Origin of the sequence: Thiobacillus denitrificans DSM 12475 (assembly GCF_000376425.1) — a bacterium.
GTDB lineage: Bacteria > Pseudomonadota > Gammaproteobacteria > Burkholderiales > Thiobacillaceae > Thiobacillus > Thiobacillus denitrificans.
This window is the reverse complement of record NZ_AQWL01000001.1, coordinates 386,955-413,774: the sequence shown is the minus strand read 5'-3', so window position 1 is coordinate 413,774 and position 26,820 is coordinate 386,955. Positions and strand designations below refer to the sequence as shown.

At 62.6% G+C, this 26,820-nt stretch carries 26 protein-coding genes and 1 tRNA gene; 17 read left to right on the top strand and 10 right to left on the bottom strand.

Translation table 11 applies throughout. The features are described from left to right. Positions 1-3: 3 nt before the first annotated feature. From trbL to B059_RS20195, 6 genes are all read left to right on the top strand, one after another. Entirely contained in the window at positions 4-1,362 is a 1,359-nt protein-coding gene (trbL, locus tag B059_RS0102160) for a P-type conjugative transfer protein TrbL (protein ID WP_018076597.1), read from the top strand. A gap of 26 nt (positions 1,363-1,388) precedes the next feature. Further along, the gene (trbF, locus tag B059_RS0102155) at positions 1,389-2,096 is read left to right on the top strand and encodes a conjugal transfer protein TrbF (protein ID WP_018076596.1); all 708 of its coding nucleotides are present in this window, start codon (positions 1,389-1,391) and stop codon (positions 2,094-2,096) included. Further along, positions 2,093-3,106, top strand: a complete 1,014-nt coding sequence (gene trbG, locus B059_RS0102150) for a P-type conjugative transfer protein TrbG (protein ID WP_018076595.1) — start codon at positions 2,093-2,095, stop codon at positions 3,104-3,106. The genes trbF and trbG overlap by 4 nt, the downstream gene beginning before the upstream one ends. Positions 3,107-3,108: 2 nt before the next feature. Next, entirely contained in the window at positions 3,109-4,383 is a 1,275-nt protein-coding gene (locus B059_RS0102145) for a TraB/TrbI/VirB10 family type IV secretion system protein (protein ID WP_026177248.1), read from the top strand. Beyond that, positions 4,380-4,604, top strand: coding sequence for a DUF2274 domain-containing protein (locus tag B059_RS0102140; protein WP_018076593.1), 225 nt, complete (start codon positions 4,380-4,382; stop codon positions 4,602-4,604). Before B059_RS0102145 ends, B059_RS0102140 begins: the two co-directional genes overlap by 4 nt. Before the next feature lie 115 nt (positions 4,605-4,719). After that, entirely contained in the window at positions 4,720-4,977 is a 258-nt protein-coding gene (locus B059_RS20195) for a helix-turn-helix transcriptional regulator (RefSeq protein WP_081601572.1), read from the top strand. On the opposite strand, the gene B059_RS21750 is transcribed toward B059_RS20195, so the two are convergent. After that, positions 4,944-5,177: a PEP-CTERM sorting domain-containing protein gene (locus tag B059_RS21750; protein ID WP_157273580.1), complete on the bottom strand. Its 234-nt coding sequence runs from the start codon at positions 5,175-5,177 to the stop codon at positions 4,944-4,946. The two genes, B059_RS20195 and B059_RS21750, sit on opposite strands and share 34 nt — an antisense overlap. Before the next feature lie 535 nt (positions 5,178-5,712). Between B059_RS21750 and B059_RS0102130 the strand changes: the two genes are divergently transcribed. The 8 genes from B059_RS0102130 to B059_RS0102095 all read left to right on the top strand — a co-directional run bounded on the left by B059_RS0102130 (position 5,713) and on the right by B059_RS0102095 (position 14,404). Continuing rightward, positions 5,713-5,789: transfer RNA gene (locus B059_RS0102130), tRNA-Arg, on the top strand. A gap of 552 nt (positions 5,790-6,341) precedes the next feature. After that, complete coding sequence (locus B059_RS0102125; protein ID WP_018076591.1) at positions 6,342-7,397, top strand: multicopper oxidase domain-containing protein; 1,056 nt, start codon at positions 6,342-6,344, stop codon at positions 7,395-7,397. 15 nt (positions 7,398-7,412) lie between these two features. Beyond that, positions 7,413-8,105: a hypothetical protein gene (locus tag B059_RS0102120; RefSeq protein ID WP_018076590.1), complete on the top strand. Its 693-nt coding sequence runs from the start codon at positions 7,413-7,415 to the stop codon at positions 8,103-8,105. Beyond that, positions 8,102-8,503, top strand: coding sequence for a c-type cytochrome (locus B059_RS0102115; RefSeq protein WP_018076589.1), 402 nt, complete (start codon positions 8,102-8,104; stop codon positions 8,501-8,503). Before B059_RS0102120 ends, B059_RS0102115 begins: the two co-directional genes overlap by 4 nt. Before the next feature lie 15 nt (positions 8,504-8,518). After that, positions 8,519-9,454 carry a multicopper oxidase domain-containing protein gene (locus tag B059_RS0102110; protein WP_018076588.1) on the top strand — a complete coding sequence of 312 codons (936 nt, stop codon included), beginning with the start codon at positions 8,519-8,521 and terminating at the stop codon, positions 9,452-9,454. A gap of 120 nt (positions 9,455-9,574) precedes the next feature. After that, complete coding sequence (locus B059_RS0102105) at positions 9,575-9,877, top strand: heavy metal-binding domain-containing protein (protein ID WP_018076587.1); 303 nt, start codon at positions 9,575-9,577, stop codon at positions 9,875-9,877. Positions 9,878-9,980: 103 nt separating this feature from the next. Continuing rightward, positions 9,981-11,297: an efflux RND transporter periplasmic adaptor subunit gene (locus tag B059_RS0102100; protein ID WP_018076586.1), complete on the top strand. Its 1,317-nt coding sequence runs from the start codon at positions 9,981-9,983 to the stop codon at positions 11,295-11,297. A 2-nt stretch (positions 11,298-11,299) separates the two neighbouring features. Beyond that, positions 11,300-14,404, top strand: coding sequence for an efflux RND transporter permease subunit (locus B059_RS0102095; protein WP_018076585.1), 3,105 nt, complete (start codon positions 11,300-11,302; stop codon positions 14,402-14,404). Here B059_RS0102095 and B059_RS0102090 read toward each other — a convergent pair. Then, the gene (locus B059_RS0102090) at positions 14,401-15,765 is read right to left on the bottom strand and encodes a sigma-54 interaction domain-containing protein (protein WP_018076584.1); all 1,365 of its coding nucleotides are present in this window, start codon (positions 15,763-15,765) and stop codon (positions 14,401-14,403) included. The two genes, B059_RS0102095 and B059_RS0102090, sit on opposite strands and share 4 nt — an antisense overlap. 236 nt (positions 15,766-16,001) lie before the next feature. On the opposite strand from B059_RS0102090, the gene B059_RS0102085 reads away from it, so the two are divergent. Continuing rightward, positions 16,002-17,612 (top strand): peptide chain release factor 3, encoded by a 1,611-nt coding sequence (locus tag B059_RS0102085; RefSeq protein WP_018076583.1) that lies wholly within the window; start codon positions 16,002-16,004, stop codon positions 17,610-17,612. Between the two features lie 184 nt (positions 17,613-17,796). Here the strand turns inward: B059_RS0102085 and B059_RS19845 are convergent, their stop codons facing one another. Then, positions 17,797-18,225 carry a PAS domain S-box protein gene (locus B059_RS19845; protein WP_018076582.1) on the bottom strand — a complete coding sequence of 143 codons (429 nt, stop codon included), beginning with the start codon at positions 18,223-18,225 and terminating at the stop codon, positions 17,797-17,799. Positions 18,226-18,436: 211 nt separating this feature from the next. Here B059_RS19845 and B059_RS0102075 point away from each other — a divergent pair, with 211 nt between their 5' ends. Together B059_RS0102075 and glgP are read left to right on the top strand one after the other, a co-directional pair. Next, positions 18,437-18,667 (top strand): hypothetical protein, encoded by a 231-nt coding sequence (locus tag B059_RS0102075; protein ID WP_018076581.1) that lies wholly within the window; start codon positions 18,437-18,439, stop codon positions 18,665-18,667. A 120-nt stretch (positions 18,668-18,787) separates the two neighbouring features. Further along, positions 18,788-20,497, top strand: a complete 1,710-nt coding sequence (gene glgP / locus B059_RS0102070) for an alpha-glucan family phosphorylase (RefSeq protein ID WP_018076580.1) — start codon at positions 18,788-18,790, stop codon at positions 20,495-20,497. 133 nt (positions 20,498-20,630) lie between these two features. Here the strand turns inward: glgP and radA are convergent, their stop codons facing one another. The 7 genes from radA to B059_RS0102035 form a co-directional block, all read right to left on the bottom strand. Further along, on the bottom strand, positions 20,631-21,986 hold the full coding sequence (radA, locus tag B059_RS0102065; protein ID WP_018076579.1) for a DNA repair protein RadA: 1,356 nt from the start codon (positions 21,984-21,986) through the stop codon (positions 20,631-20,633). Positions 21,987-21,993: 7 nt separating this feature from the next. Further along, positions 21,994-22,881, bottom strand: a complete 888-nt coding sequence (cysM, locus tag B059_RS0102060) for a cysteine synthase CysM (RefSeq protein WP_018076578.1) — start codon at positions 22,879-22,881, stop codon at positions 21,994-21,996. 3 nt (positions 22,882-22,884) lie between these two features. Continuing rightward, on the bottom strand, positions 22,885-24,207 hold the full coding sequence (locus B059_RS0102055) for a UDP-glucose dehydrogenase family protein (protein WP_018076577.1): 1,323 nt from the start codon (positions 24,205-24,207) through the stop codon (positions 22,885-22,887). 12 nt (positions 24,208-24,219) lie between these two features. Continuing rightward, the gene (pyrF, locus tag B059_RS0102050; protein ID WP_018076576.1) at positions 24,220-24,918 is read right to left on the bottom strand and encodes an orotidine-5'-phosphate decarboxylase; all 699 of its coding nucleotides are present in this window, start codon (positions 24,916-24,918) and stop codon (positions 24,220-24,222) included. Between the two features lie 36 nt (positions 24,919-24,954). Further along, complete coding sequence (lapB, locus tag B059_RS0102045) at positions 24,955-26,121, bottom strand: lipopolysaccharide assembly protein LapB (RefSeq protein WP_018076575.1); 1,167 nt, start codon at positions 26,119-26,121, stop codon at positions 24,955-24,957. A gap of 6 nt (positions 26,122-26,127) precedes the next feature. After that, the gene (locus B059_RS0102040) at positions 26,128-26,415 is read right to left on the bottom strand and encodes a lipopolysaccharide assembly protein LapA domain-containing protein (RefSeq protein ID WP_018076574.1); all 288 of its coding nucleotides are present in this window, start codon (positions 26,413-26,415) and stop codon (positions 26,128-26,130) included. A 119-nt stretch (positions 26,416-26,534) separates the two neighbouring features. Further along, positions 26,535-26,819 (bottom strand): integration host factor subunit beta, encoded by a 285-nt coding sequence (locus B059_RS0102035; protein ID WP_018076573.1) that lies wholly within the window; start codon positions 26,817-26,819, stop codon positions 26,535-26,537. Position 26,820 lies beyond the last annotated feature (1 nt).

The window sequence follows — 26,820 nt, the reverse complement described above, 5'->3', positions numbered from 1 at the left end:
GCCATGAACGACCTGTCGGTCATCGACCACTTCCTCGAGGTCTTCTCGCACTACATCGACTCGGGTTTCGGCCTGCTGCATGGCGAGGTGGCGTTCCTCACCGCCACGCTGGTGGTGATCGACATGACGCTGGCGGGGCTGTTCTGGGCGATGGGCGGCGAGGACGTGATCGGCAGGCTGATCAAGAAGACGCTCTATGTCGGCGCCTTCGCCTTCATCATCGGCAACTTCAACAACCTGGCCGGCATCTTGTTCAATTCGTTTGCCGGACTCGGGCTGGTGGCATCGGGTTCCACGCTGAGCCAGGCACAATTTCTGCAGCCGGGCCATCTGGCCAAGGTCGGCGTCGATGCAGCGCAACCCATCATGGCGCAGATCAGCGACCTGACCGGTTTCCCCGAGGTGTTCGCGAACCTCGATGTCATCTCGGTGCTGTTTCTCGCCTGGCTGGTGGTGATCGTGAGCTTCTTTGTGCTCGCGGTGCAACTCTTCGTCACGCTGATCGAATTCAAGCTGACCACGCTCGCGGGTTTCGTACTGGTGCCGTTCGCGCTGTGGAACAAGACCGCGTTCCTGGCCGAGCGGGTGCTGGGCAACGTGGTGTCATCGGGCATCAAGGTGCTGGTGCTGGCGGTGATCGTCGGCATCGGCACGGGACTGTTTGCACAGTTCCAGGTGCCGCCCGGTACCGAGCCCTCTATCGACCTGGCGCTGACCATCATGCTGGCCTCGCTGGCGATGCTGGGACTCGGAATATTCGGGCCGGGGATTGCGACGGGTCTTGTTTCAGGTGCACCGCAGCTCGGCGCCGGTGCGGCAGCAGGGACTGCGTTGGGTGCGGCGGGTTTGGCGGTGGCCGGTGGTGCGGCACTCGCCACTGGGGGTGCAGCGGTGGCGGCGGGTGCACGCATGATGCCGGGTGCAACACGCGCCGCCATCGGCGGAGCGGCGTCGGCTGGGCGTGCGAGCAGCGCGATGGCCAGCGGCGCGAAGTCTGCCTACCAGGCGGGTGCTGCGGCTTCAGGGTCGGGTGGTGTTCGTGCTGCAGGTGCTGGCCTCGCCAATGTGGCCAGGAGCGGTGCCGGTGCTGTCGGCCAGCGCGTCGCAGCCGGTGCGAAAGCGGTCAAGGATCGCGTAGCGAACTTCGTCGCGGAAGCTGCTGCGCCTGCGGCAGGCAGTTCTACCGAATCAGCCGATTCAGCCGAAGCCAGGCCCCCTGCGGCAGAGCCCGCCTGGGCCAAACAAATGCGGCGCAAACAGCAGGTGAGCCATGCAGCCACCACGGCGGCGCACACCCTGCGTTCCGGCGATCACGGTGGCAGCGGCGCCAGCCCGAGCCTGCGCGACGATTCGAACCCTTAAAGATCAAGTCTAACGGAGATCAGTCCATGCGATTCAAACGACCGCAGGTGCGCTACTCGGACACACCCGAGCCCATCACCCCCTATCAGGCCGCCGCACAGGTCTGGGACCAGCGCATCGGCAGTGCGCGCGTGCAGGCGAAGAACTGGCGGCTGATGGCCTTCGGCTGCCTGTCGCTCGCCTTGCTGATGGCGGGTGGGCTGGTGTGGCGCTCGGCGCAGTCCATCGTCACCCCTTATGTGGTCGAAGTGGCCACCGGCGGTCAGGTGCGTGCAGTGTCTGAAGCAGCCACGCCGTACAAGCCGAACGACGCGCAGATCGCCTACCACCTGGCGCGCTTCCTCACCGACGTGCGCTCGCTGTCGATCGACCCCATCGTTGTGCGGCAGAACTGGCTCGAAGCCTACGACTACACCACCGACAAGGGCGCAGCCACGCTGAACGACTACGCGCGCGCCAACGATCCGTTCGCGCGCATCGGCCAGAACTCGACAGCGGTGGAGATCACCAGCGTGGTACGCGCCAGCCAGTCGTCGTTCCAGGTGCGCTGGATCGAGCGCACCTATGTGAATGGTTCGCCCTCGGGCATCGAGCGCTGGACGGCTGTGCTGTCCATCGTGCTGCAACCGCCACGCACCGAAGAGCGGTTGCGCAAGAACCCGCTGGGCATTTATGTCAACGGCCTGTCCTGGAGCCGTGAATTCGACGCAACAGAAGGAACCCCAAAACCATGAAAACCCAAATCCGTCATTCCTTATTGCCGCTGATCCTGAGTGCCACTCTGGTAACCCTCACCGGTTGCGCCACGCACGGCAAACCGCCGCCTGACATCACACTGGACGAACCTATTGCGGCACAGCTGCTACCGGAGCTACCCAAGCCCATCGAGGTGGTTGAGGTGCCCAAGCCTCTGCCCTTGCCCGAGCAGTTGAAGTCCTTTGGAAATCTGTCCGAGGACAAGCCCGCCCCGGAATCACCTGACGAGAAAACTCGCGTGGCGCGTGCCAATGCCGAAGCACGGGTGGCACCGAGCCGCGAAGGCTACATCAACGCGATCCAGGTCTGGCCCTTCAGTGATGGCGCGCTGTATCAGCTTTACACGAGTCCGGGGCGCGTCACCGTCATCGCCCTGCAGCAGGGCGAGGAGCTGGTGACGGTTTCGGCCGGCGATACAGTGCGCTGGATCGTCGGCGACACGGTGAGCGGCGCAGGTGCAAATCTGCGCGTGAACATACTCGTGAAGCCCACGCGCGTCGGGCTGAAGACGAATCTCGTCATCACCACCAACCGCCGCACCTACCTGCTGGAATTGTCCTCGACGCCGCAGGCGTGGATGGCATCTGCATCGTGGGACTACCCGAAGGACCGCATGCTGGCCTTGCAGAAGCAGGCGCAGCAGGCTCAGGCGGCAGCGCCGGTGGACTCGGGCTTGTCGCTGCAACAGATCAAGTTCCGTTACGCAATCACCGGCGACAGCCCACCGTGGAAACCGCTGCGCGCCTTCGACGACGGCGAGCGCGTCTATATCCAGTTCCCCGCCGGCATCACGCAGGGTGAGCTGCCGCCACTGTTCGTGATCGGTTCGCAGGGCGATGGCCAGCTCGTCAACTACCGCTTCCGTTCGCCCTACTACGTGGTGGATCGGTTATTCGGCGCGGCCGAGCTGCGGCTGGGCACGGACAAGGCCGCTGTGGTGCGCATCGAGCGCACCGATGGCGTGGGTAGCACGGCACGGAGTCATTGAGCATGAGCACGCCCGCCACGCCACAATCTCCACCAGCCGGGACGAATAAGGCCGACCCGGACACCTTGAGTCTGCGTGCTTCGCCGCGCCCAGTCACGCGGCTCAATCGGCGCATGCTGGCGGTGCTTTCAGGGGCGCTCGGCATCGTCATTCTGGGTGCCACGCTCTGGTCCTTGCAGCCACACAAGCGCGAACGCAACCCGGCCACCGAGCTGTACAACGTGGATCGCGTCTCACGGGCCGATAGCCTCGACCAGTTGCCGAAGGACTATTCCAAAGTGCCGGTCGCGGCAAAGCTGGCAGTGCCCGCATTGGGCGAACCCCTGCCGGGCGACCTGGGTCCGGCCATCGTGGCTGCGCAGCGCAATACCAATTCCGGCACGGGTGCGTACAGTAACCCGACTCAGATGGCTGGCGTTCGCGATGCCGAGGAAGCGGCGAGATCGGGAGTGTTCTTTCGCGGCAGCGGTGCTGCGAAGGTGGCGACGGCTGCAACAGCAAACACTGCTATGCCAGAGCCGGTATCCGGCAATCAGCCATTCAATCCGATGGTTTCGGTATCGGCACAGCCTGCCGATCCGACGGCCACGCAGAACCGGCAGGATCAGAAACAGGCCTTCGTCGCGAATGGCGGCAACACCGCCACCCGCAATCCTGCCAGCCTGCAATTGCCGACCTCGCCCTACCAGGTGATGGCGGGCACCATCATTCCGGCGGCGCTGGTGACGGGCATCAACTCCGACTTGCCGGGGCAGGTCATCGCCAACGTCACCGAGGCGGTCTATGACACGGCCACGGGTCGCTTCTTGCTGATCCCGCAGGGCTCGCGGCTGATCGGTCGCTATGACAGCCAGGTTTCATTCGGTCAGCGACGGGTATTGCTGGTGTGGACGCGGATGATCCTGCCAGACACCTCATCCATTTCGCTCGATCGACTACCCGGCATTGACCCGGCGGGCTATGCCGGGCTGGAGGATGGCGTCGATTGGCATTGGGATCGCATCCTCGCCGGTGCCGCACTGTCCACACTGCTGGGTGTGGGCGCCGAGCTGGCTGCGCCCGATCGCAGCGGCAGTGACGGCAAAGTCATCATCGCCACGCGCCAGAGCGCGCAGGACACCGTGAACCAAGTCGGTCAGGAGATCACCAAACGCAACGTGAGCATCCAGCCGACGCTCACTATCCGGCCCGGCTTCCCGATGCGGGTAATGGTGAACAAGGATCTGATCCTGCGGCCGTACCAGCCGCTGTTCTTCCAAAGGGGAGCGTCGCAATGAACATATCCACCAGCAAGCTGCGGCTGGGGCCGCTGCCGAAAACCGAGACGGTAAAACTCACTGTCTCACTAACGGTCACGCTCAAGGCCGATTTAGAGCGCTACGCCGCGCTGCATGCTCAGACCTATGGCGAGCCGATTAACGCTGCGACGCTGATCCCGCACATGCTCGAAGCGTTCATGGCGCGGGATCGGGGATTCAGGAAGTCCAGGGGAGAGTGATTCACAGCGACACCGCACAAGCACAATCGGAATACGCCCATGCACGCCTGAGCGGGTTTCCAGTCAAGACCTTCTGAGTCAATCTGAGGGCATGGTCACTTTCTTAGGACTTTCCATGCCGCTCACACAACCTACCGATCACCGCGACACCCGTCACGTGTCCAAGGTGCCTCCAGCATTCTTCCGCATGACCGACGTGATACGCATTACAGCGTTGAGCCGTGCCACTTTGTACCGTCGTATCGCTGAAGGGAAATTCCCAGCGCCCGTTAACCTCGGGGGACGGGCGTGCGGTTGGACACCAGCAGCGCTGCAAGCCTGGATTGACGATCCCGCAGGCTATTCGATCGCGATGTCCCATCCCGACGCGTGATCGATTGACATTGGCTCGAACTTGCCGAGCAGCGGATCATTCGTGACGCCCTTCATGGGAAAGGGCTGGCACTGCCCGGGCAGTGATCCGGTTTTCTCGTCAGTTGGTCGTAACTCAGCGCGATGTCGTCGCGTGTAAACGAGCGCCGCAAGACCGATCCCGAGTAAGGGGAGCGTGGCGGGTGATGGAACCGTGGGCAAATCTACCCAAACTCCCGGGGTAGTGACTTCAGCGAAACTGTTTGGAAGCCCGAACGCATTAAAGCTCCAACTATGGCGCCAACTCTTTGTTTCATGATTTTCATTTTAAGTTGTATTGACTCCGCACCGTCCCTGATTACAGCCTGACAACATCATGCTGTAGTAGCGTGAGCGCCGACCCATACCCTACGGGGGTACCATGAAACGAATGCGTCTTGGAAGGTGCTCGGTCTGGCCCGAACGGCTTATAACAAACAGGTGGCCATGTGGCTCAACGTTGGGATTTTTTCGTCAGGCGTCCGGGAATTTTGCGGGAATCCTGCGGTAGAATGCGCACAGGTTGCCGAGGCGGTCAGCCAGAGAAAAACGGCCAAGCAGCTGCCAATTGATGGGTGAATAGATGGGCAGGATTCCAAAACTGCTCGGAAACCCGCATCAACACTGGCTGTTCGGCAGACTCCGTCTCCGCCAAATAATTATGCGTCTTTGCCTCTGACATCGACGCAAAAAATGCGTATAATGCGCAACCTTCAAAGCGCCCGTAGCTCAGCTGGATAGAGTACTTGGCTACGAACCAAGGGGTCAGGAGTTCGAATCTCTTCGGGCGCACCAATACCAGAAAGGCCGGTTCCATCAAGGAGCCGGCCTTTTTGCATTCCAGCCGTGGGGATGAATCCTGGCTCGGAGACGCGAACCGGATTCCTGGTGCCCTGATTCATCTCTTCGGACAGTCCATTCAAAAAAGCCCACCGCGATGCGGGCCTTTTCATTTGCATGCTGCCCACAACCTTCGTTGAGCTGCGCGCAACAAAGCTTGCGTCACGTACGGGCCGACGCGCTGTGCGCGGCCCGGTATCGACCAGTAATCCGCTTCGCTCCGGATTGCGTGGACCGCTCTCTTGCTCCGTGAGGCGCTCATCGAGCTTTGCTTCCCGAAAACACAACGACAGAAACGTTTATTGTTAACGATAAATGCGTTATTAGTGAACGTTCACAATGCAGTTCACTGTTAACAAAACACCCCTGATCCGCCGAACGAAAAACCTATTTTTACTAATAATCAATGGGCTATAAATCTGGCACGAATATGGCTTAAATATGTTCGAGTGAACTGATCGATTCAATCCCATGAAAAATATTCGACCGCTTGAGAAGGTAGCGCATATGCCCCAAAAAAACATTGCATTCACTGCTGCGTCCCATCTGAAAAACATGGCTTTCGTCCTTGTCCTGCTGGCAGTGTCTACTGCCAGCTGGGCGGAAAAGCGGACGTTCGAAATGACGATCGAGGACACCAAGATCACTCTGGTGGACAAGCAGGCATTTCATACGTTTGCATTCAATGGCCAGGTTCCGGGGCCGCTGATTCACGTCAAGGAAGGCGACGAGGTCACGGTCAACGTCAACAACCTCACCACCCTGCCGCACACGATCCACTGGCATGGATTGCTGCAAAAAGGCACCTGGCGGATGGATGGCGTGCCGGATACGACGCAGGCGGCGATCAAGCCCGGCGACAGCTTCACCTACAAGTTCGTGGCCGAGCCTTCCGGCACCATGTGGTACCACTGCCATGTCAACGTCAACGAGCATGCGGCGATGCGCGGCATGTGGGGTCCGTTCATCATCGACCCGAAAACCCCCAAACCGATCGAGAAGACAGTCACCAAGGATTACATCATGATGTTGTCCGACTGGGCTTCAAAATGGGCCTTCAAGCCCGGATACGGCGGCGTGCCTGGTGACGTATGGGATTACTTCACCCTCAACGGCAAGGCCTTCCCCGATTCGCAGCCGCTGCGCGTGAACAAGGGTGACGTGGTCCGGATCCGCCTGATCGGCGCGGGCGATCTGACCCATTCCATTCATATTCACGGCCATGTCTTCAAAGTGGCGTTCAAGGATGGCCACGCGCTACCCGCTCCCTACGATGCCGACACCATCATGGTGGGGCCTGGCGAACGCTACGACCTGATCCTGACCGCCGACAACCCGGGGCGCTGGATGGTGCACGACCACGTCGACTCCCACACGATGAACGGAGACAAGCCGATGGGCGGCTTGATGACGGTCATCGAATACAACGAAATCAGCCGCGACGATCCGTTCTACGCCTGGAAAGACAAGGCGTTCGAGCCCGATTTCTATTACGAAGAATCCCTGAAAAAACCCTACGGCATGCACGACGCCCCCGTATTCAAGGGACAGGCCATTCAATAAGTGAAAGGATCAATGATGAACCGATACCTTCTGGCTGCATTGGGGTTGGGATTTGCCGCCGGCCCGGCCCTTGCCGCTGACGGCAACGGCGCCGGCCTCCTGCAGTCGCAATGCATCAGCTGCCATGCCATTACAAAACCGGAAAGCACCAGCCTCGACCGCCTGTGGGAGCGGAAGGGGCCGGACCTTTATTACGCGGGCAGCAAGTTCAACAAGCCCTGGCTGGAAAAATGGCTGCAGAACCCGGTACGTATCCGTCCGGCCGGCGAGTTTTACACCCGGCATCTGAAAGCCGGCGACAAGGAAGACGTGGTGGACGAGTCGAGCTTGACACCGCATCCCAAGCTGTCCCAGGCGGATGCCGAAGCGGCTGCCGCAGCGCTCATGGCGCTTGTCGGCCCGGCCGATCTGGTGAGCAAGGGGGCATTCAAGGGTGAAAAAGTCAGCATGGCGATGGGCGGCATGTTCTTCGGCAAGCTGCGCGGCTGCGGCGCGTGCCACATGGCCAAACCCGGCTTTGGCGGCTCGTCCGGCGCCGAGCTCTACACAGCCGGCGAGCGCCTGCAGGGGGATTACATCTACAGCTATATCAAGAACCCGCAGCGGTTCGATCCGCGCATCTGGATGCCCACGCTCAATCTTGCCGAACCCGATCTGCAGCGGCTGACGGGCTACATCCTTCAACTCAGCGCAACGGAGGCCAAATGATGATGAATAACAGGCAACCCGCTTCCCTGTTTTCCGTGGCAGGACTCGCCCTGGCTTCCTGTCTCATGTTGCCGTCGGCCAATGCCGCCGCCGCGGACGAGCAATACGCCAAGGCTGCTCGCAACTACGACACCTATTGCGTGCAGTGCCACGGCATCAACCGCAACGGCAGGGGTATCAACAGCCGCGACATGTCGGTACAGCCCAGGGATCATAGCGACGCAAAGGGGATGGGCAGCATTCCCGACGAGGAAATTTTTCAAGTCATCAAGGAAGGCGGGCTGTCCGTGAACAAATCGGTGCTCATGCCAGCCTGGGGCAACGTCATGAGCGACGAGGAAATCAGGGAATTGGCGGCGTATCTGCGCCATGTGTGCAACTGCGGTTCAAGTAAATAACAAGGAGCTTTAAAAATGAAACAAAACAGGATGCTGGGGATCGCTCTGGCTGGCTTGATGGCAATGTCGATGCTGTCGTTCCAGGCCGAAGCGAAAACGGTAAAAATCACGCTGCATGCACAGGAAGTGGATTTGCCGATCGACAACAAAGGGACGATGTATCGCAGCTGGACGTTTGACGGTAAGGTGCCCGGCCCATTGGTGCGCGTCACCGAGGGCGATACCGTGGAGTTCACGCTGATCAACGACAAGGCCAACAAGAATTCGCATTCCATGGATTTCCATGCGGCCAGCCTGGACGTAGTCACGGATTTCGGTTCCATCAAGCCGGGCGAGGACAAGAAGTTCACCTTCACCGCGAATTATCCGGGTGTGTTTTTCTACCACTGCGGTTCCGATCCGATGATTCAGCACATTGCACGCGGCATGTTCGGCACCATCATCGTCGACCCGAAAGACGCCAGTGCCATGCCGAAGGCGGACCGCGAGTACGTGCTGATTCAATCCGAGCTCTACCCGAACCCGGATGCCAAGGAAGAGATGATGCAGAACAAGTGGAGCAACGTCATGTTCAACGGCGGCATCTTCAAATACGACCCGGTGCATGACCCGGCCGCGACCCGCTGGCTGCAGGCCAAGCCCGGCGAGCGCGTGCGCATCTACTTCGTGAACGCCGGCCCCAACGAGTTCTCTTCCTTCCACCCCATCGCCGGCATCTGGGACAAGGTCTATGCGAGCGGCAATCCCAAGAACGTCCAGCATGGCCTGCAAAGCTTCACCGTCGGCCCGGGCGATGCCGCCACCTTCGATCTGGTTTCACCGGTCGAAGGCGCCAACGCGATCGTCACGCATTCGCTGAAAGGCGCGCTGACCGGCGCCATCGCAGTACTGATGTACAGCAACGACGCCGATCCGAAGATGGGCCGCGGCGAGCAGATTCTCGTACGATAAGCCGGGGCTGCCAGGAGGAAGGAAGCCTTTTCCTCCTGCCCCGCGGTCTTCAGGCCATGCGGCCTCCTCAACGTTGGCGGGTCCGTGCAGTCGCACGGCCAGCCTGACAGGGATCAAGAAATGAATTGCAAACGCACATTCAAAATGTTTACGGGCATTTTGACGTTCCTCTTATTGCATGGCGCAGCCGGAGGCATCGGCCTTTCATCCGCTGCGCAACCCGCTGTCCCGCATGCGGCTGACAGCGCCATCACCAGCAGCAGTGCCCGCGTTGCCGCCAATGGCCAGCTCGACTCCTTGTCCGCAAAAAATTCCGGGAAAGGCTGGACCTGCCCGATGCACGCCGAGGTGCACAAGCATGGGCCAGGCAAATGTCCGATATGCAAAATGGATCTGGTGAAAGCGAAAAACCGGAACGGTTAGGCCGGATGAACAAATCCAGCCCGACTGGGGCCGTCCGGGTGCCGGCCGGCCACCGGTGCATGCGTGCCATCCGGCTATCGCCGCAATTCGCAGGGCGCAACACATGACGAACCGGTTCGCCATGCTGCGCTTTTTGGGTTTGCTGCTGATCATCGCTGCCGGCGCGGCCGCCATCGGCTATTACGCCGGACGCCAGCCGCACCAGGACGCCAGCCGCACGATACCGTCCGTCCATGCAGAGAGCGGCATCGACCGCCTGGATGAGGCAGCGTCGGCGAAGACGCTTTGGGTATGCCCGATGCACTCGCACATACTCCAGGACCATGCGGGCTCCTGCCCCATTTGCGGCATGGATCTGGTCGAATCCGGCGGCACGCAAGCGCATGACAGCGGAGGCGTCCACGTCGATACGGCCTCCTTGCAGCGGATGGGCGTCAGGCTGGCGAGTGTGGAGCGCCAGAGCCTCGGCCGGGAGCTGCAAACCTACGGCAACGTAGCGATCGACGAAGCATCGATCCATAACGTCAGCCCGAAGATCGAAGGCTGGATCCGCAAGCTGCATGTCACCGCGGTGGGACAACCGGTCCGCGCCGGGCAAATCCTGTACGAGATCTATTCGCCGGAGCTAGTGCAGCGCCAGCGTGAATACATCGAATTGCTGCAGCGGCGCGATCAACTGTTGCAGCGCATGACCGAGCTGTCCGGGCAGAACGCCCAGGTGGCGGCGAGCCTGGCACGGGAGCGGATTCGCAGTCGCGAAAGGTTCGGCTACGCCGACGTCGGCGCAGACATCCTCGACAAGATCGAAAAAACCCACCGCACCGTGGATGTAGTGGCCGTGCGCGCGCCCGCCTCCGGTTTCGTCACGCAAATTGGCGCACGCGAGGGCAGCTATGTCGGTCCGGCGACCAATCTGCTTTCGCTCGCGGATACCGCCACGGTCTGGATCGACATCGTGCTGTATCCCGATCAGCTGGCCTGGGTCAGGGAAGGCGACGAAGTGACGGTCAAGCTGCCGCACTCGGATGCGCTGCTGGCCAAGGGTCGCCTGAAATTCGCCAGCCCGACGCTGGACAATGCAAGCCGCACCGTGCGGGCGCGGCTTGCCGTGAACAACGCGCAGCAACGGCTGCGGCCCGGCTCATTCGTCGATGTCGTCGTCGCCGCCCGCCCGCACGAGGCGCTGGCGTTGCCGCGATCCGCGGTGATGCGAACCGGCAAGGGCAACATGGTCATGCTCGCCCGCGGCAGCGGGCACTTCATCCCGTTTCCCGTCGAGACCGGCATTGAAAGCAGCGATCTGATCGAAATCACGGAGGGGCTGCAGGAAGGCGCGCAGGTTGCCGTGAACGGCCAGTTCCTGCTGGATGCCGCCGCGTCCCTGAGCGATGCGACGCAGCGCATGCAGGGCGACCATTAGGCATGGTACAGCGCCTGATCGAATGGTCGCTGCGCAACCGCTTGCTGGTGCTGCTGGGCACCCTGCTGCTGGCAGGATGGGGGGTTTATTCCGCGCAGCACATGGCGCTCGACGCCATCCCCGACCTGTCCGACACGCAGGTCATCGTCAAGACCGGCTACGCCGGCCAATCGCCGCAAGCGGTGGAGGATCAGGTGACCTTCCCGCTTGCCTCGGCGCTGCTGTCGGTGCCCGGCTCCACCGCGGTGCGTGGCTTTTCCATGTTCGGCGAGTCCTACATCTACATCATTTTCAAGGAAGGCACCGACCCTTACTGGGCGCGTTCGCGAGTGCTGGAATACCTAAGCCAGGTGGCGTCGCGGCTGCCCCCGGGCGTTACCCCCACGCTCGGGCCGGACGCTTCCGGCGTCGGCTGGATATTCGAATACGCACTGGTCGACCGGCACCACCGCTACGACGCCGACCAGCTGCGCGCCACCCAGGACTTCTTCCTGAAATACGAGTTGCAAAGCCTGCCCGGCGTGGCCGAAGTGGCCAGCGTGGGCGGCATGGCGCGCCAATTCCAGATCGAGGTGAATCCGAACCGGCTGGCGGCCTACAACCTCTCGCTGGACAAGGTTGGCCAGGCCGTGCGCGACAGCAACCAGTCCGGCGGCGGTTCGATCGTGGAGATGGGGCATGCCGAATACATGATCAGAAGCCGCGGCTACCTCAAGACGCTGGACGATTTCCGGCAGATTCCGCTGGGAACGGACACCGAGGGAATCCCGATCCGGCTGCAGGACGTGGCGCATATCCAGACCGGACCGGAACTGCGGCGGGGTGTGGCCGACCTCGACGGCGAGGGCGAGGTCACCGGCGGCATCGTGGTCATGCGCTACGGCCACAATGCGCTGGAAACCGTGGAGCGCGTCAAGGCCCGCCTCAAGGAGCTCCAGTCGGGCCTGCCACCCGGCGTCGAGCTGGTGGTCACGTACGACCGTTCCGGTCTGATCAAGCGTGCCATCGACAATCTGCGCAGCAAGCTGGTGGAAGAATCGCTGGTGGTGGCCCTGGTCTGCCTGCTGTTCCTGTTCCACCTGCGCTCCTCCCTGGTGGCGGTGCTCACCCTGCCGGTCGGCATCCTGACCGCATTCATCCTCATGAAACAACAGGGCGTCACCGCCGACATCATGTCGCTGGGCGGCATCGCGATTGCCATCGGCGCCATGGTGGACGCCGCCATCGTGATGATCGAGAACATGCACAAGCATCTCGAGCGCGCCGGCCCCGGCTGCGACCATTGGGAAGTGGCGCGGGCAAGCGCGGTGGAAGTCGGCCCTGCACTGTTCTTTTCCCTGCTGGTCATCACGGTTTCCTTTCTGCCGGTGCTCATGCTCGTCGGCCAGGAAGGCAAGCTGTTCGTGCCGCTCGCCTATACCAAGACCTATGCCATGGCGGCCAGCGCCGCCCTGGCAGTGACGCTGACCCCGGTATTGATGGGGTATTTCATCCGCGGCCGCATCACGGCGGAACACCGCAACCCGCTCAACCGCATCCTGCAGGCGCTTTACCGGCCGGCTCTGCTGGCTTCCCTCAAGCGGCCCGGGAGCGTGCTGCTGCTGGCCGTGCTGCTGCTCGCCAGCGTGGCCTGGCCGGTTTCCCGTCTGGGCAGCGAGTTCATGCCGCCGCTGTACGAGGGCGACCTGCTGTACATGCCCACCACGCTGCCCGGCGTGTCGGTCGACGAGGCGGCGCATATCCTGCAGATCACCGACCGCCTGATCAGCCAGATGCCCGAAGTGGAGCGCGTATTCGGCAAGGCCGGGCGTGCCGACAGCGCCACCGACCCGGCGCCGCTGTCCATGCTGGAAACCACGATCCTGCTCAAGCCCAGAAGCGAATGGCCGGCCGGCCAAACCGTGGAACAACTGATCCGGAAGCTCGACCAGACGGTGCGATTGCCGGGGCTGACCAATTCCTGGGGCTATCCGATCCGTACCCGCATCGACATGCTATCCACCGGCATCCGCACCGCGGTCGGCATCAAAATCACCGGCCCCGACCTGAATGGCATTGCCGCGCTGGCGGAAACGCTCGAGCGGGTATTGCAGCGGGTTCCCGGAACGCGCACGGTATTCGGCGAGCGCGTGACCGGCGGGCGCTATCTGGACATCGATATCGACCGCGTCCAGGCCGCGCGCTACGGCGTCACGGTGGCCGACATCCAGCGCCTGGTGCAGAGCGCCATCGGCGGGGAAAACATCAGCACGGTGGTGGACGGGCGCGAGCGCTTTTCCGTCAACCTGCGCTATCCGCGTGCCCTGCGCGACTCCATGGACGCCATGGCCGCCAGCCGGATCACGACTCCGGCCGGCATCCAGGTACCGCTCGGAACCCTGGCGAAACTGAGCATCAGCGACGGGCCGGCCGAGATCAAGAGCGAGAATGGCCGGCTTACCGGCTATGTCTACGTCGACCTGGAGACGCGCGATCTGGGAGGCTATGTCGATGCCGCGAAGCGGGCCATCGAAACGCAGGCCAAGCTGCAGCCAGGCTACGCCATCACCTGGTCGGGGCAGTACGTGAACATGCAGCACGCCAGGGAGCGGCTGCAATGGGTCATCCCGTTCACCCTGCTGCTCGTTTTGCTGCTGCTTTACCTGCATTTCCGCCACCCCGGCAAGGTGCTGCTGGTGGCCATCTGCCTGCCCTTCTCGCTGGTGGGCGGTTTCTGGCTCACCTACTGGCTGGGCTACAACCTGTCCGTCGCAGTGGGGGTCGGGTTCATCGCGCTGGCCGGGGTGGCGGCGGAATTCGGCGTGGTCATGCTGCTGTATCTCGACAACGCCATCAAGGAAGCGCGCCAGGCCGGGCGCCTGACCGACCACGCCGCGCTGCGGCAGGCGATCGTTCAGGGCGCGTTGCTGCGCGTGCGGCCCAAGATGATGACGGTGGCGGTGATCGTGGCCGGCCTGCTGCCCGTCATGTTCAGCGACGGCGCCGGCTCCGATGTCATGAAGCGCATTGCGGCGCCGCTGGTGGGCGGCATGCTGACCGCGCCACTGTTGTCGCTCTTCGTCATCCCCGCCCTGTACTGGTTGTGGCTCCGGCGCCGGCCGGTTTAGGCGGAGACCTGCTTGAGCCGCTTCCATAAGGTGGTACGCGACATTCCCAGCCGGCGTGCCGCCTCGGCCTTGTTCCCGCCGCTTTCGGCGAGCACCCGGGAAATGATTTCGGCTTCGTTTGCAAGCTGCTGCTGCGGGCGGTAATAGGGGCGAACCAGCGGCGGCGGCTCCGACGCCGTCACGCCAGGGGCGGGCGGCGCAACATACTCGATCTCGGGCGGGAAGTGCTGCGGCTGGATGGTCGAACCATCCGCGTGCACCAGCGCATATTCGAGCGCATTGAACAGCTGCCTGATGTTTCCTGGCCAGTCGTACGCTTCGAGGGCAAACAGTGCTTCGTGGCTGAGCCGCATATTGTCCCGCTTGTAGCGCTTCCCCAGATCGCCAAGCAATTTGTTGGCGAGCATGGAAATGTCTTCCTTGCGATCGCGCAGCGGCGGAACGTGGAGGGGAAGCACGCGCAACCGGTAGTAGAGGTCTTCCCTGAACCCCCCGCGCTCGACCATTGCCGCCAGATTCCGGTGCGTCGCCGCAATGACGCGGACATTCACCGGGCGGGCGTGGTTCTCGCCCAATCGCACCACTTCTTTTTCCTGCAACACGCGCAGCAGCTTGACCTGCGTGCCGAGCGGAATTTCTCCGATCTCATCCAGCAGCAGCGTCCCCCCCTCGGCAGCCTCGAAGCGGCCGATTTTTGCCCCGGTCGCGCCGGTGAAAGCGCCCTTGGCGTAACCGAACAATTCCGATTCGAGAAGATTTTCGGGAAGCGACGCGCAGTGCACCGGGATGTAAGGCCCCTTGCTGCGGTCGGAATTGTCGTGCAGCGCCTTGGCGACCAGTTCCTTGCCGCTTCCGCTCTCGCCCGTCAGCAGCACGCTGGCATTGCTCGGCGCCGCCCGCAGAATCTGCGAATAAAGCTTCTGCATCGCGGGACCATGGCCGACCATGCTGCCCAGTTGCAGACGTTCCGTGACTTTCTGTTCCAGCTCCGCTTCGTGCGAGCGGTCCCGCAAAATGATCGCGCAGGACAGCGGCAGGTTTTCCGACGGCGGCAGCAACCGGGCCCACATCCGCAGGAATACGGAAGTGTTGTCCGGGCGCTGCAGCACGATATCCTGAATGACGTCGCCGGCCTTCCAGTCCTGGGTCAGCGCACATCTCCCCCGGTTTTCGCATGCCTGGGCGCATCCCGTCCCCTTGAAAATGCTGGGGCAGAGCAGATTGACCAGATTCTCGCCTTCACGCCCGACCATCTGCGTGGCCGCCCGGTTGGCCGCCAGCACTTTCCGGTTCTTGTCCAGAAACAGCACCCCCTCTTCCAGGCTATCGAGAAACAGATTGAGCATGGGAATCGTCATCATGTCACGCACCTTCGTTCACAATTAACGTAAAAGATAACGTTGATTATGAACGACGGCAATGCTTTTTTGATGGTGGCGCTTGCCACCCTCCAGGGAAAATCCAATGCGCATTCATTATGGAAAACCAGCCGGGGCGGCATGAGCCAGCCCGCTCGGGTTCGATATCGGCATCGATACCGGTTCGCCAAGTGCGGTGGCTCCGGTAAAATGCCGGGTTTTCCTGCCTGCACCCCCTCATGGAAACCACGTCCGCATCGCCCCTTGCGCGCGATGTCAAGAAGCGTCGCACCTTCGCCATCATTGCCCACCCCGACGCGGGTAAAACCACGCTGACCGAAAAGCTGCTGCTGTTCGGTGGCGCGATCCAGATGGCGGGCACGGTCAAGGCGCGCAAGAGCGGCCGCTATGCCACTTCCGACTGGATGGAAGTCGAGCGCGAACGCGGCATTTCGGTGGCGAGTTCAGTGATGCAGTTCTCCCACGGCAACTGCGTCTTCAACCTGCTCGATACCCCCGGCCACAAGGACTTCTCGGAAGACACCTACCGCGTGCTGACCGCGGTCGATGCCGCCATCATGGTGGTCGACGCCGCCAAGGGCGTGGAAGAACAGACGATCAAGCTGCTGGAAGTGTGCCGTCTGCGCGACACGCCCATCATCACCTTCATCAACAAGATGGACCGCGAGGTGCGCGAGCCGCTGGAATTGCTGGACGAGATCGAGTCGATCCTGAAAATCCACTGCGCGCCGGTGACCTGGCCGATCGGCATGGGCAAGCGCTTTCACGGCGTGTATCACCTGATCAATGACGAGATCCTGCGCTTCAGGGCCGGCGAGGAAAACGCCGACCAGCCGTTCGAATCGCTGCAGGGTCTGGGCGATGCCGCGCTGAAGGCGCGCTTTCCCCTCGAAGCCGACGCCCTGCTGGCGGAAATCGACCTGGTGCGCGGCGCCGGCGCCAGCTTCGACCTCGATGCGTTCCTGGCAGGCAGGCAGACACCGGTGTTTTTTGGTTCCGGGGTCAACAATTTCGGCGTGCGCGAAGTGCTGCGCGCGCTGGCCGACTGGGCGCCGTCACCGCAACCGCGCGAAGCGGTCGAACGCACGGTCGACCCCACCGAACCGAAATTCACCGGCTTCGTGTTCAAGATCCAGGCCAACATGGACCCGCAGCACCGCGACCGCATCGCGTTCTTCCGCGTCTGCTCCGGGCGCTACAGCCCCAACATGAAAGTGCGCCACCGCCGCACCGGCAAGGACATGAAGATCGCCAACGCGGTGGTGTTCATGGCCAACGAGCGCACCCGCATGGAAGACGCCGTGGCGGGCGACATCATCGGCATCCACAACCACGGCCAGCTGCATATCGGCGACACCCTCACCGAGGGCGAGGCGCTGCAATACAAGGGCATCCCCTACTTCGCGCCCGAATTGTTCAGCCGCCCGCGCCTGCGCGATCCGCTGCGCGCCAAACAGCTGAACAAGGGCCTGCTGGAGCTGGGCGAAGAAGGCGCGGTGCAGGTGTTCGAGCCGTTCGCGGACAACACCCTGCTGATCGGCGCAGTCGGCCAGCTGCAGTTCGAGGTCGTCGCCCATCGCCTGAAGACCGAATATGGCGTCGACGCCAGTTTCGAGAACGCCGGCATCCACACCGCGCGCTGGGTCACCTGCCCGGATGCGCAGCACCTCGCCGAGTTCACCAAGGCCAATTCGCTCAAGCTGGCGAAGGACGTCGATGGGAATCTGGTCTATCTGGCCGACACGCGGGTGAATCTCACGCTGGCGCAGGAGCGCTGGCCCAAGGTCGCGTTCCACGACACGCGGGAACATGGGCAGGTGATGGGGTAGAACAGGCGGGAAGAATCCGGATTAGTTAAGCTCCGTTCCGGCTGACTTAATCATCCACATCATGGTGTCGCCATTAAAAGCCTGAACAGCTTCACCAAACAAACTCTTATAGCGCGCCATCAGTCCGGCTATGGGAGGCCCGCCAGGTCCGGCCGGGAATCCGTACTGCAATGAATACGTCCTATCAGATCGGCTTGACGGAATGAATGCCCCCACTCGACCCTGAAATGTCGAGATTACGCACCAGCACCAGCACGTTGTGGGTATCGAGACGATTGATGAACAATTCGCTGATAAAGGACTGGCCATCGCGGCACCGCGCCTGGAAGACCACTGCGCAGTGGCAGAGAAAAGCCAGCCGTGAATTGATACCCCCTTCCTGTACCAGGTCGACGTTCGTCAGCTGTGGAAGGAGCAGGGAAATATGACGGCCAACCAGCTCCTCTTGCATATAGTCGAATATCTGCTCACATGCCCTGCTGCAATCGCGAATCGTACCCGTGTCATCCAGGGTGAATGTGCAGAGATCGTTCAGCCGGGCTTCGGGAATATCGGAAGGGCGCGGCGTATTCGTTTGTGGGCTTTTCACCGGCAGAATGCTTGCTGTCGCCATGAATGACTCCATCGTTCCATTCGGGATCAAGATTTTGCCTCCTCAAAATGAACCCTCTGCGACAAGGGCAATAAGTTTTTATGTACGCAGGCGCAGGATGCGCCAGCCGTCGGTAGCATTAAGACTTTCGCGTCACCGGCCAAGGTAGCGAAACAACAGGATATGGGTGTAACTTAGACTATATTTCCAGAAAATCTAAGGATGCGTTGCGATGAGAAAACCAGAGGATGAGTACCTCGAAAAGGCGGGTCAATTAAGCGAAGAAGAAACCGAACGCTTGTTGGCAAGAATGCGATCCAAGCTCACGCGCAGGCTGGAAAACAGAAAAATGAGCGTGCAGGAGGCCGTGGCCATTCAGCTCGAAATCGAAGACGAGGAATTGCAGGAGTGGCGTGCACGCATGGCCGAAATCAGAAAGGAATCAAAGAAAAAGAGTACTTAGACCGCCTGCTCCAAGGCATCTGGGGCCACGCGCACGACAATATCCCGGGGTGTCATCGCCCGGCATCATTCAGGCCGGCCTAACTGCCGTCGCCGCACCCGCAATCCCCTGTCTCTCCCCATGTCCGAAGCCGCGAGCAAGACTGAAAGCTACACCCACAAACCCCGTGTGGCCTATTTCTCCATGGAGATCGCCATGGAGAACGACATCCCGACCTACAGCGGCGGTCTGGGCGTGCTGGCAGGCGATACCCTGCGCGCCGCGGCAGACATCGGTGTGCCGATGGTCGCGGTCACCCTGGTGTCCCGGGCCGGATATTTCCGTCAGGCAATCGATCCACAAGGCCGACAGATCGAGCTTGCCGACGATTGGGACCCGACACGCTATGCGACCCGGTTACAGGCCACCGTAGCGCTAGAACTGGAAGGCCGCCAGGTGTGGGTGGGGGGCTGGCTCTACGTGATGAATTCATGGATCGGCGAAAGCGTACCCATCCTGCTGCTGGATACGGACCTGCCAGTGAACGATCCGCGCGACCGCGACATCACCCATTCCCTTTACGGCGATGGCGATACCTATCGGATCAAGCAGGAGGTGGTGCTGGGCATCGGCGGCGTCGCCATGCTCCAGGCCCTGGGGTTCAAGCTCATGGGCTACCACATGAATGAGGGACACTCGGCCTTCCTCACCCTGGCACTGCTTCGGCGTTACGCTCGCCCCCGCGAAGGCCTGCGGCCAGGAGAAAGTCCCTACGATCTACCCCTCGTGCGGCAACTGTGCACCTTCACCAGCCACACGCCGGTGGAGGCGGGACACGACAAATTCGATTACGACCTGGTGCAGCGCATCCAGGGTGACCTGCTGGACCTGGACACAGTGAAACTGCTGGCCGGCGAGGAAAAGCTCAACATGACCCGGCTGGCCCTTAACCTGTCGGAGTATGTGAACGGGGTGGCCAAGCGTCATGCCGAAGTCTCCCGCCGGATCTTCCCCGGCTATGTAGTGCACGCGGTCACCAACGGCGTGCATGCCTCCACCTGGACCAGCAAGTCCTTTGCCACGCTCTACGATCAGCATGTACCGGGCTGGGGCCATGAGCCGGAACTCCTCGCCCGGGCCGACCGCATCCCCAACGACTTGCTCTGGGCGGCGCACCGGGACGCCAAGCAGACGCTGCTGGACAAAGTTCGGGAACTCGCTGGGGTGAGCCTGAGCGCAGACCAGCCCATTCTCGGTTTTGCGCGGCGCATGACTGCCTACAAACGGGCGGACCTGATGTTCACCGATCTTGAACGTCTCAAGCGTATCGCTGGAAAGTTTCCATTCCAGATCGTCATGGCCGGCAAGGCCCACCCCAACGACATGGCAGGCAAGCAGCTCATCGAGGCACTTCACCGCCACATCCGCGAGCTGGCGGAGGAAATCCCCATGGTTTTCCTGCCCGACTACGACATGACGCTGGCGCTGCACATGGTGTCCGGATCGGATCTCTGGCTCAACACCCCCTTGCGGCCCCTGGAAGCCTCGGGCACCAGCGGCATGAAGGCCGCCTTCAACGGCGTGCCGCAGTTATCGGTGCTGGATGGATGGTGGGTGGAAGGCTGCCTGGAAGGGGTGACAGGATGGGCCATCGGCGACGATACCCCGACCGCCAACGGGCACGATGCCATGGCCCTGTACGACAAGCTGGAGCAGGTGATCCTACCGCTTTGGTATGGGGACCGGGCGGGCTGGACTGCCGTCATGAAAGGCGCCATCAGCCGGAACGCGGCCTTCTTCAACAGTCACCGCATGATGCGTCGCTACGCCACGGAGGCGTACCTGAGATAAGCGCTTCTACGATCGATCTCTGGAATTGCGGGCCTTGATTCGACCCGACAACCCGCATCCTGAATACGCAAAATAATCATTTATACGGTTTATAACGAATACGCACCGGGCGCTCGCCATCCTTTCAGCGGGCTCAGGTTTCCCTGAAAAAACGGATCGCTTCGTCCAGCCGATGCACGGAGTGGATCGCCATCCCCGGGATCTTCTGCTTCGGCTGGTTGGCGGCCGGTACGATGGCCTGGGTAAAGCCGAGCTTGGCCGCTTCCTTGAGACGTTCCTGGCCGCGCTGCACCGGGCGGATTTCGCCGGCGAGTCCGACTTCGCCGAACATCACCAGCTTGTCGGGTAGCGGCTGGCTGCGCAGCGACGACACGATCGCGGCGAGCACGGCAAGGTCGGCGGCGGGCTCGCTGATCTTCACCCCGCCGACCGCGTTGACGAACACGTCCTGGTCGAAGCAGGCAATGCCGGCGTGACGGTGCAGCACCGCGAGCAGCATGGCGAGGCGGTTCTGCTCGAGGCCGACCGACAGGCGGCGCGGGCTCGGCGCGTGGCTCGAGTCGACCAGCGCCTGGATTTCCACCAGCAGCGGCCGCGTGCCTTCCTGCGTCACCAGCACGCACGAACCGGGCACCGGTTCGCCGTGGCGCGACAGGAAGATCGCCGAGGGGTTGGACACGCCCTTGAGTCCCTTCTCGGTCATCGCGAACACGCCGATCTCGTTGACCGCGCCGAAGCGGTTCTTGAACGCGCGCACCAGGCGGAAACTCGAGCCGGTGTCGCCCTCGAAGTACAGCACGGTGTCGACGATGTGCTCGAGCACGCGCGGGCCGGCGATCGCGCCTTCCTTGGTGACGTGGCCGACGAGGATGACCGCGGTGCCGCTTTGCTTGGCGTGGCGCGTGAGTTGCGCCGCGCACTCGCGCACCTGCGCGACCGAGCCGGGGGCGGAGGTCAGCGCCTCGGAGTACACGGTCTGGATCGAGTCGATCACCGCGACCTCGGGCTTCATCTCGGCGAGCTGCGCGAGGATCGCTTCGAGGCGGATTTCCGGCAGCACCGGCAGGTTGGTCTCGGGAAGGGAGAGCCGGCGCGCGCGCAGCGCGACCTGGCGCGCCGACTCCTCGCCGCTGACGTAGAGGGTCTTCATGCGGCCGGACAGGCCGGCCAGCGCCTGCAGCAGCAGCGTCGACTTGCCGATGCCGGGGTCGCCGCCAATCAGTACCACCCCACCCGGCACCAGGCCGCCGCCGAGCACGCGGTCGAGCTCGCCGATGTCGGTGGCGATGCGCGACTCCTCGCTTCCCTCCACCTCGTGCAGCATCTGCACCTGGCTGGTCGCCGCCAGCGCTGCGAAGCGCGGCTTGGCCGACTCCGCAATCGTTTCGACCAGCGTGTTCCAGGCATTGCACGCCGGGCACTGTCCTTGCCACTTGGGCAGCGTGCCGCCGCATTCGGTGCAGGTGTAGATGGTTTTTGTTTTGGCCACTAGCGCATCAGGCCGGAAACACGCCCGTCGATAGATAACGGTCGCCGCGGTCGCAGACGATGGAGACGATCACCGCATTTTCGACTTCCTTTGACAGCTGCAGCGCCGCCCACAGCGCGCCGCCGGACGAGATGCCGGCGAAGATACCTTCTTCGCGCGCCATCCGCCGCGTGGTGTCCTCGGCATCCTGCTGGCTGACGTAGATCATGCGGTCGACCCGGCCGGGATCGCAGATTTTCGGTACATATTCTTCCGGCCATTTGCGGATACCGGGGATCTGCGCGCCTTCGGTCGGCTGCACGCCGACGATCTGGATGGCGGGATTCTGTTCCTTGAGATAACGCGAGCAACCCATGATGGTGCCGGTGGTCCCCATGCTGGAGACGAAATGGGTGATTCCGCCTGCGGTGTCGCGCCAGAGTTCCGGGCCGGTGGTGCGGTAGTGCGCATCCGGGTTGTCGGGGTTGGCGAACTGGTCGAGGACCTTGCCGATGCCCTGCTTTTCCATCGCCACGGCGAGGTCGCGCGCGCCTTCCATGCCGGCTTCCCTGCTCACCAGCTGGAGTTCGGCGCCGAAGGCGCGCATGGTCTGGCGGCGCTCGATCGACAGGTGCTCGGGCATGATCAGGACCATCTTGTAGCCGCGCATCGCCGCCGCCATTGCCAGCGCGATGCCGGTGTTGCCGCTGGTGGCCTCGATCAGGGTGTCGCCGGGCTTGATCTCGCCGCGCGCCTCGGCCTGCTCGATCATCGACAGCGCCGGGCGGTCCTTCACCGAACCGGCGGGGTTGTTGCCTTCGAGCTTGACCAGCACGGTATTCGACGTCACGCCAGGCATGTGCTTGAGGCGTACCAGCGGCGTGTTGCCGACGCAGTCTTCGATGGTCTTGTACATGTCTTACTGGCGTCCGATCGGCAGATAATCGAAGCCCATTTCGCGCATCGCCTGCGGCTCGTACAGGTTGCGGCCGTCGAACACCTGTGGTGTCTTCAGCAGCGCTTTCATGGTGTCGAAGTTGGGGCTGCGGAACACCTTCCATTCGGTGACGATCAGCAGTGCGTCGGCGCCTTTGAGCGCATCCATCGGGCTGTCGACCAGCAAGAGGTCGGCGCGCTCGCCGTAGATGCGACGGGTTTCCTCCATCGCCGCCGGGTCGTAAGCGGACACGCTCGCCCCCATCGCCCACAGCGCTTCCAGCATGCTGCGGCTGGGCGCTTCGCGCATGTCGTCGGTATTGGGCTTGAACGCCAACCCCCACATGGCGAAGCGCTTGCCCTTGAGATCGCTGCCCAGGCGCGCGGTCAATTTGTTGATCAGGATCTGTTTCTGCGCGTCGTTGGCATCTTCCACCGCATCGAGGACGCGCAGCGGGATGCCGTTTTCCTGTGCGGTGCGGCGCAGCGCCTGCACGTCCTTGGGAAAACACGAGCCACCGTAGCCGCAGCCGGCATATAGGAAGTGATAGCCGATGCGCGGGTCGGAGCCGATGCCGTGACGCACCTGCTCGATGTCGGCGCCGAGTTTCTCCGCCAGCACCGCGAGTTCGTTCATGAAGGAGATGCGCGTCGCCAGCATGGCGTTGGCGGCGTACTTGGTGAGCTCGGCGCTCTTCACATCCATCACCGCCAGGCGGTCGTGGTTGCGCTGGAACGGCGCGTAGAGCTGGCGCAACAGCGCCGTGGCGCGCTCGCTGTCGGTGCCGATGACGATGCGGTCGGGCTTCATGAAATCATCCACCGCCGCGCCCTCTTTGAGAAACTCGGGGTTCGAGGCGACGTTGAATTCGATCGCGACGCCGCGCTTCGCCAGTTCTTCCTGCAAGGCGGCCTTGACTTTGTCTGCAGTGCCGACCGGCACGGTCGATTTGTCGACCACCAGCTTGTAGTCCGTCATGTTACGGCCAATGTTGCGCGCGGCGGCCACCACGTATTGCAGGTCGGCCGACCCGTCCTCGTCCGGCGGCGTGCCCACGGCGATGAACTGGATCTGGCCAAAAGCCACCGATTCCTCGATGTTGGTGGTGAAGAACAGCCGGCCGGCGGCGACGTTGCGCTTCACCATGTCTTCCAGCCCCGGCTCGTAGATCGGGATGCCGCCGGCCCTCAACGTCTCGATTTTGGCCGGATCGACGTCCAGGCACAGCACTTCGTTACCGACTTCCGCCAGACAGGTTCCGGTCACCAGGCCTACATAGCCGGTGCCGATCACGGTAATTTTCACTGCGTCTTCCCCCTAAGAGTTCTGCATGTCGGATTGAATCTGCTTGAGCGCAGCCAGCGGATCGGCCGCGCCCGTGATCGGACGACCAATGACCAGGTCAGTCGCCCCGGCGCGCAAAGCCTCCACCGGCGTCAGCACGCGGCGCTGATCCCCCGCCGCAGCCCCTGCCGGCCGGATACCGGGCGTCACCAGGCGAAAATCCGCACCCAGACCGGCGCGCAGCAACGCGGCCTCCTGTGCCGAACAGACTACCCCATCGAGCCTGCAGGCCTGTGTCAGGCGCGCCAGCCGCAGCACCTGGTCGGCCGGCGAACCGGCCACTCCGACCTCGCCGAGATCCTCGGCGCCCATGCTGGTCAGCACCGTCACCGCAATCAGCAACGGCCGCTGCGGCAGGTCCGCCAAAGCCTCCTGCGCCGCCGTCATCATGCGGCGGCCGCCCGAGGCATGGACGTTCATCATCCACACCCCCAGTCCCGCCGCTGCGCGGCACGCGGCCGCCACGGTGTTGGGAATGTCGTGGAATTTCAGATCGAGGAACACCTCGAAACCACGCGCCACCAGCGCGCGCACCAGTTCCGGCCCCGCCACGGTGAACAGTTCCTTGCCCACCTTCAACCGGCACAGCGCCGGGTCGAGCCGTCCCACCAGCGCCAGCGCTGACGCCGCATCGGCGTAGTCCAGCGCCACAATGATCTTGGTCGAATTCACGCTCTTCCTTGCATCTTGAATCTTGGTACTTGCATCTCAGTTCTCCCCCTCGCGCCGCTCGGGATCGAAACTGTCCCAGCGGCCGCACGCGGGGCAGCGCCAGAAGAACTGCTTGGCCTTGAAGCCGCAGCTGCCGCACTGATAGCGCATCATGCGCTGACTGTGCGACGCCACCAGGCTCTTTTCCACTTGCAGCAATTCGCGCTGCTCGGGCTCGGCCTTGATCAGCTCGGCCTCGAGCAGGCGATCGAGCGTGCGCAGGCTGGGATTGCGGCGCAGCTCCTCGCGTGCCAGCTGGCTCGCGGCCTCCGCTCCCTCGGTCTCCGAGACCGCCAAATAAAGGGCGCTGAACACGTCCGGCGACGGCTGCCGGGCGAACAGCGCGCGCAGCCACTGCACCCCCTCGCCCAGCCGGCCCAACTGGCGGTAGCTGCCGAGCACGCGGTCGACCAGCAGCGCCATGTACGCCGCGCTCTGCGTTTCGACCAGGCGCCAGTCGGCGATCGCCGCCTCGTGCCGCCCCGCGGCCGCGTCGAGGTCGCCCGCCATCAGGTTGGCGCGAACAGACTGGCGATTGGACGCCAGCGCCTGCTGCAAGTGCGCAGCGGCGGCGTCCGGGTTGCCCTTCGCCGCCTCTAGCAATGCCAGCTCGCAATGGAAGTGGGCGATGTCGGCGTTGAGCGGCTTGCTGGTGTCCCGCTCGAGCAGGCGTGCGGCGTCGATGGCTTTCTGCCAGTCCTTTTCCTGCACGTAGATTTCCAGCAGATAGGTGCGCGCCAGCCCGTGCTGCGGCGTCTCCAGCAGCTTGCCGAACACCTGCTCGGCGCGGTCGAGCAGCCCGGCCTTGAGGTAATCCTGCCCCAGTTCGCTCATCGCGCGCAGGCGCTGGTCCTCCGCCAGTCCCTCGCGCTCGAGCAGGTTTTCGTGCATGCGGATCGCGCGATCGATCTCGCCGCGGCGGCGGAACAGCCCGCCCAGTGCGAAGTGCAGGTCGATGGTTTCAGGCTCGAGCTTGACGACTTCGAGAAAGGCCTCGATGGCCTTGTCGGGCTGTTCGTTGAGCAGAAAATTCAGCCCGCGGAAATACGAATTGGGCAACGCGCGCGATTCGGTCACCACCTGGCGAATGTCGACCCGCGCCGCCAGCCAGCCCAGCACAAAAAATAGGGGAAACGCCAGCAACCACCAGAATTCGAATTCCATGACGCGTTACACGACGGGCATGTCGGTTTGCGTGCCCGTGTCCGGTTCGGCCACCTGCGGTTTGCGGGCAACCGCGCGGCGCAGACGGAACAGGGCCGGCAGCAAGGCCAGCACCCCCAGCAGTGCGCCCAGCACGAACGCCAGCCCCAGCATGACGATCAGCGGCGCTTGCCACACATAATCCAGATAGGAATAGAAAATGACGGTGTGGCTGTTTTTCAGGGCGAAACCCAGCACCAGCAGAAACACCAGCAGTTTCGCCGCCAGCGCCAGATAACGTGTGAGATTTTTCATGGTTATTCGCGTGAGATTGGGCCCATTCTACCTTTGCCGGCCGGCTTCAAAAAGCGTGGCGGCGGGCGAAAAAAGAAAACGGCGCAAAATGCGCCGTTTTCACCTGCCTTGCATCACGCTCACAGCGGAAAATCCACCCGGTCGCGCAGTTCCTTGCCCGCCTTGAAGTGCGGCACATACTTGGCCGGCACCTGCACCCGCTCGCCCGACTTGGGATTGCGTCCGAGGCGGGCGGGGCGGAAGCTCAGGCTGAAACTGCCAAAGCCGCGGATTTCGATGCGCTCGCCGCGCGACAGGTTTCTCGCCAGCGCGTCGAGGATCGTCTTCACCGCCATTTCGATATCCGCAACCGAAAACTGCGAATGCCGCGCCGCCAGTTGAGCAATCAGCTCGGACTTGGTCATG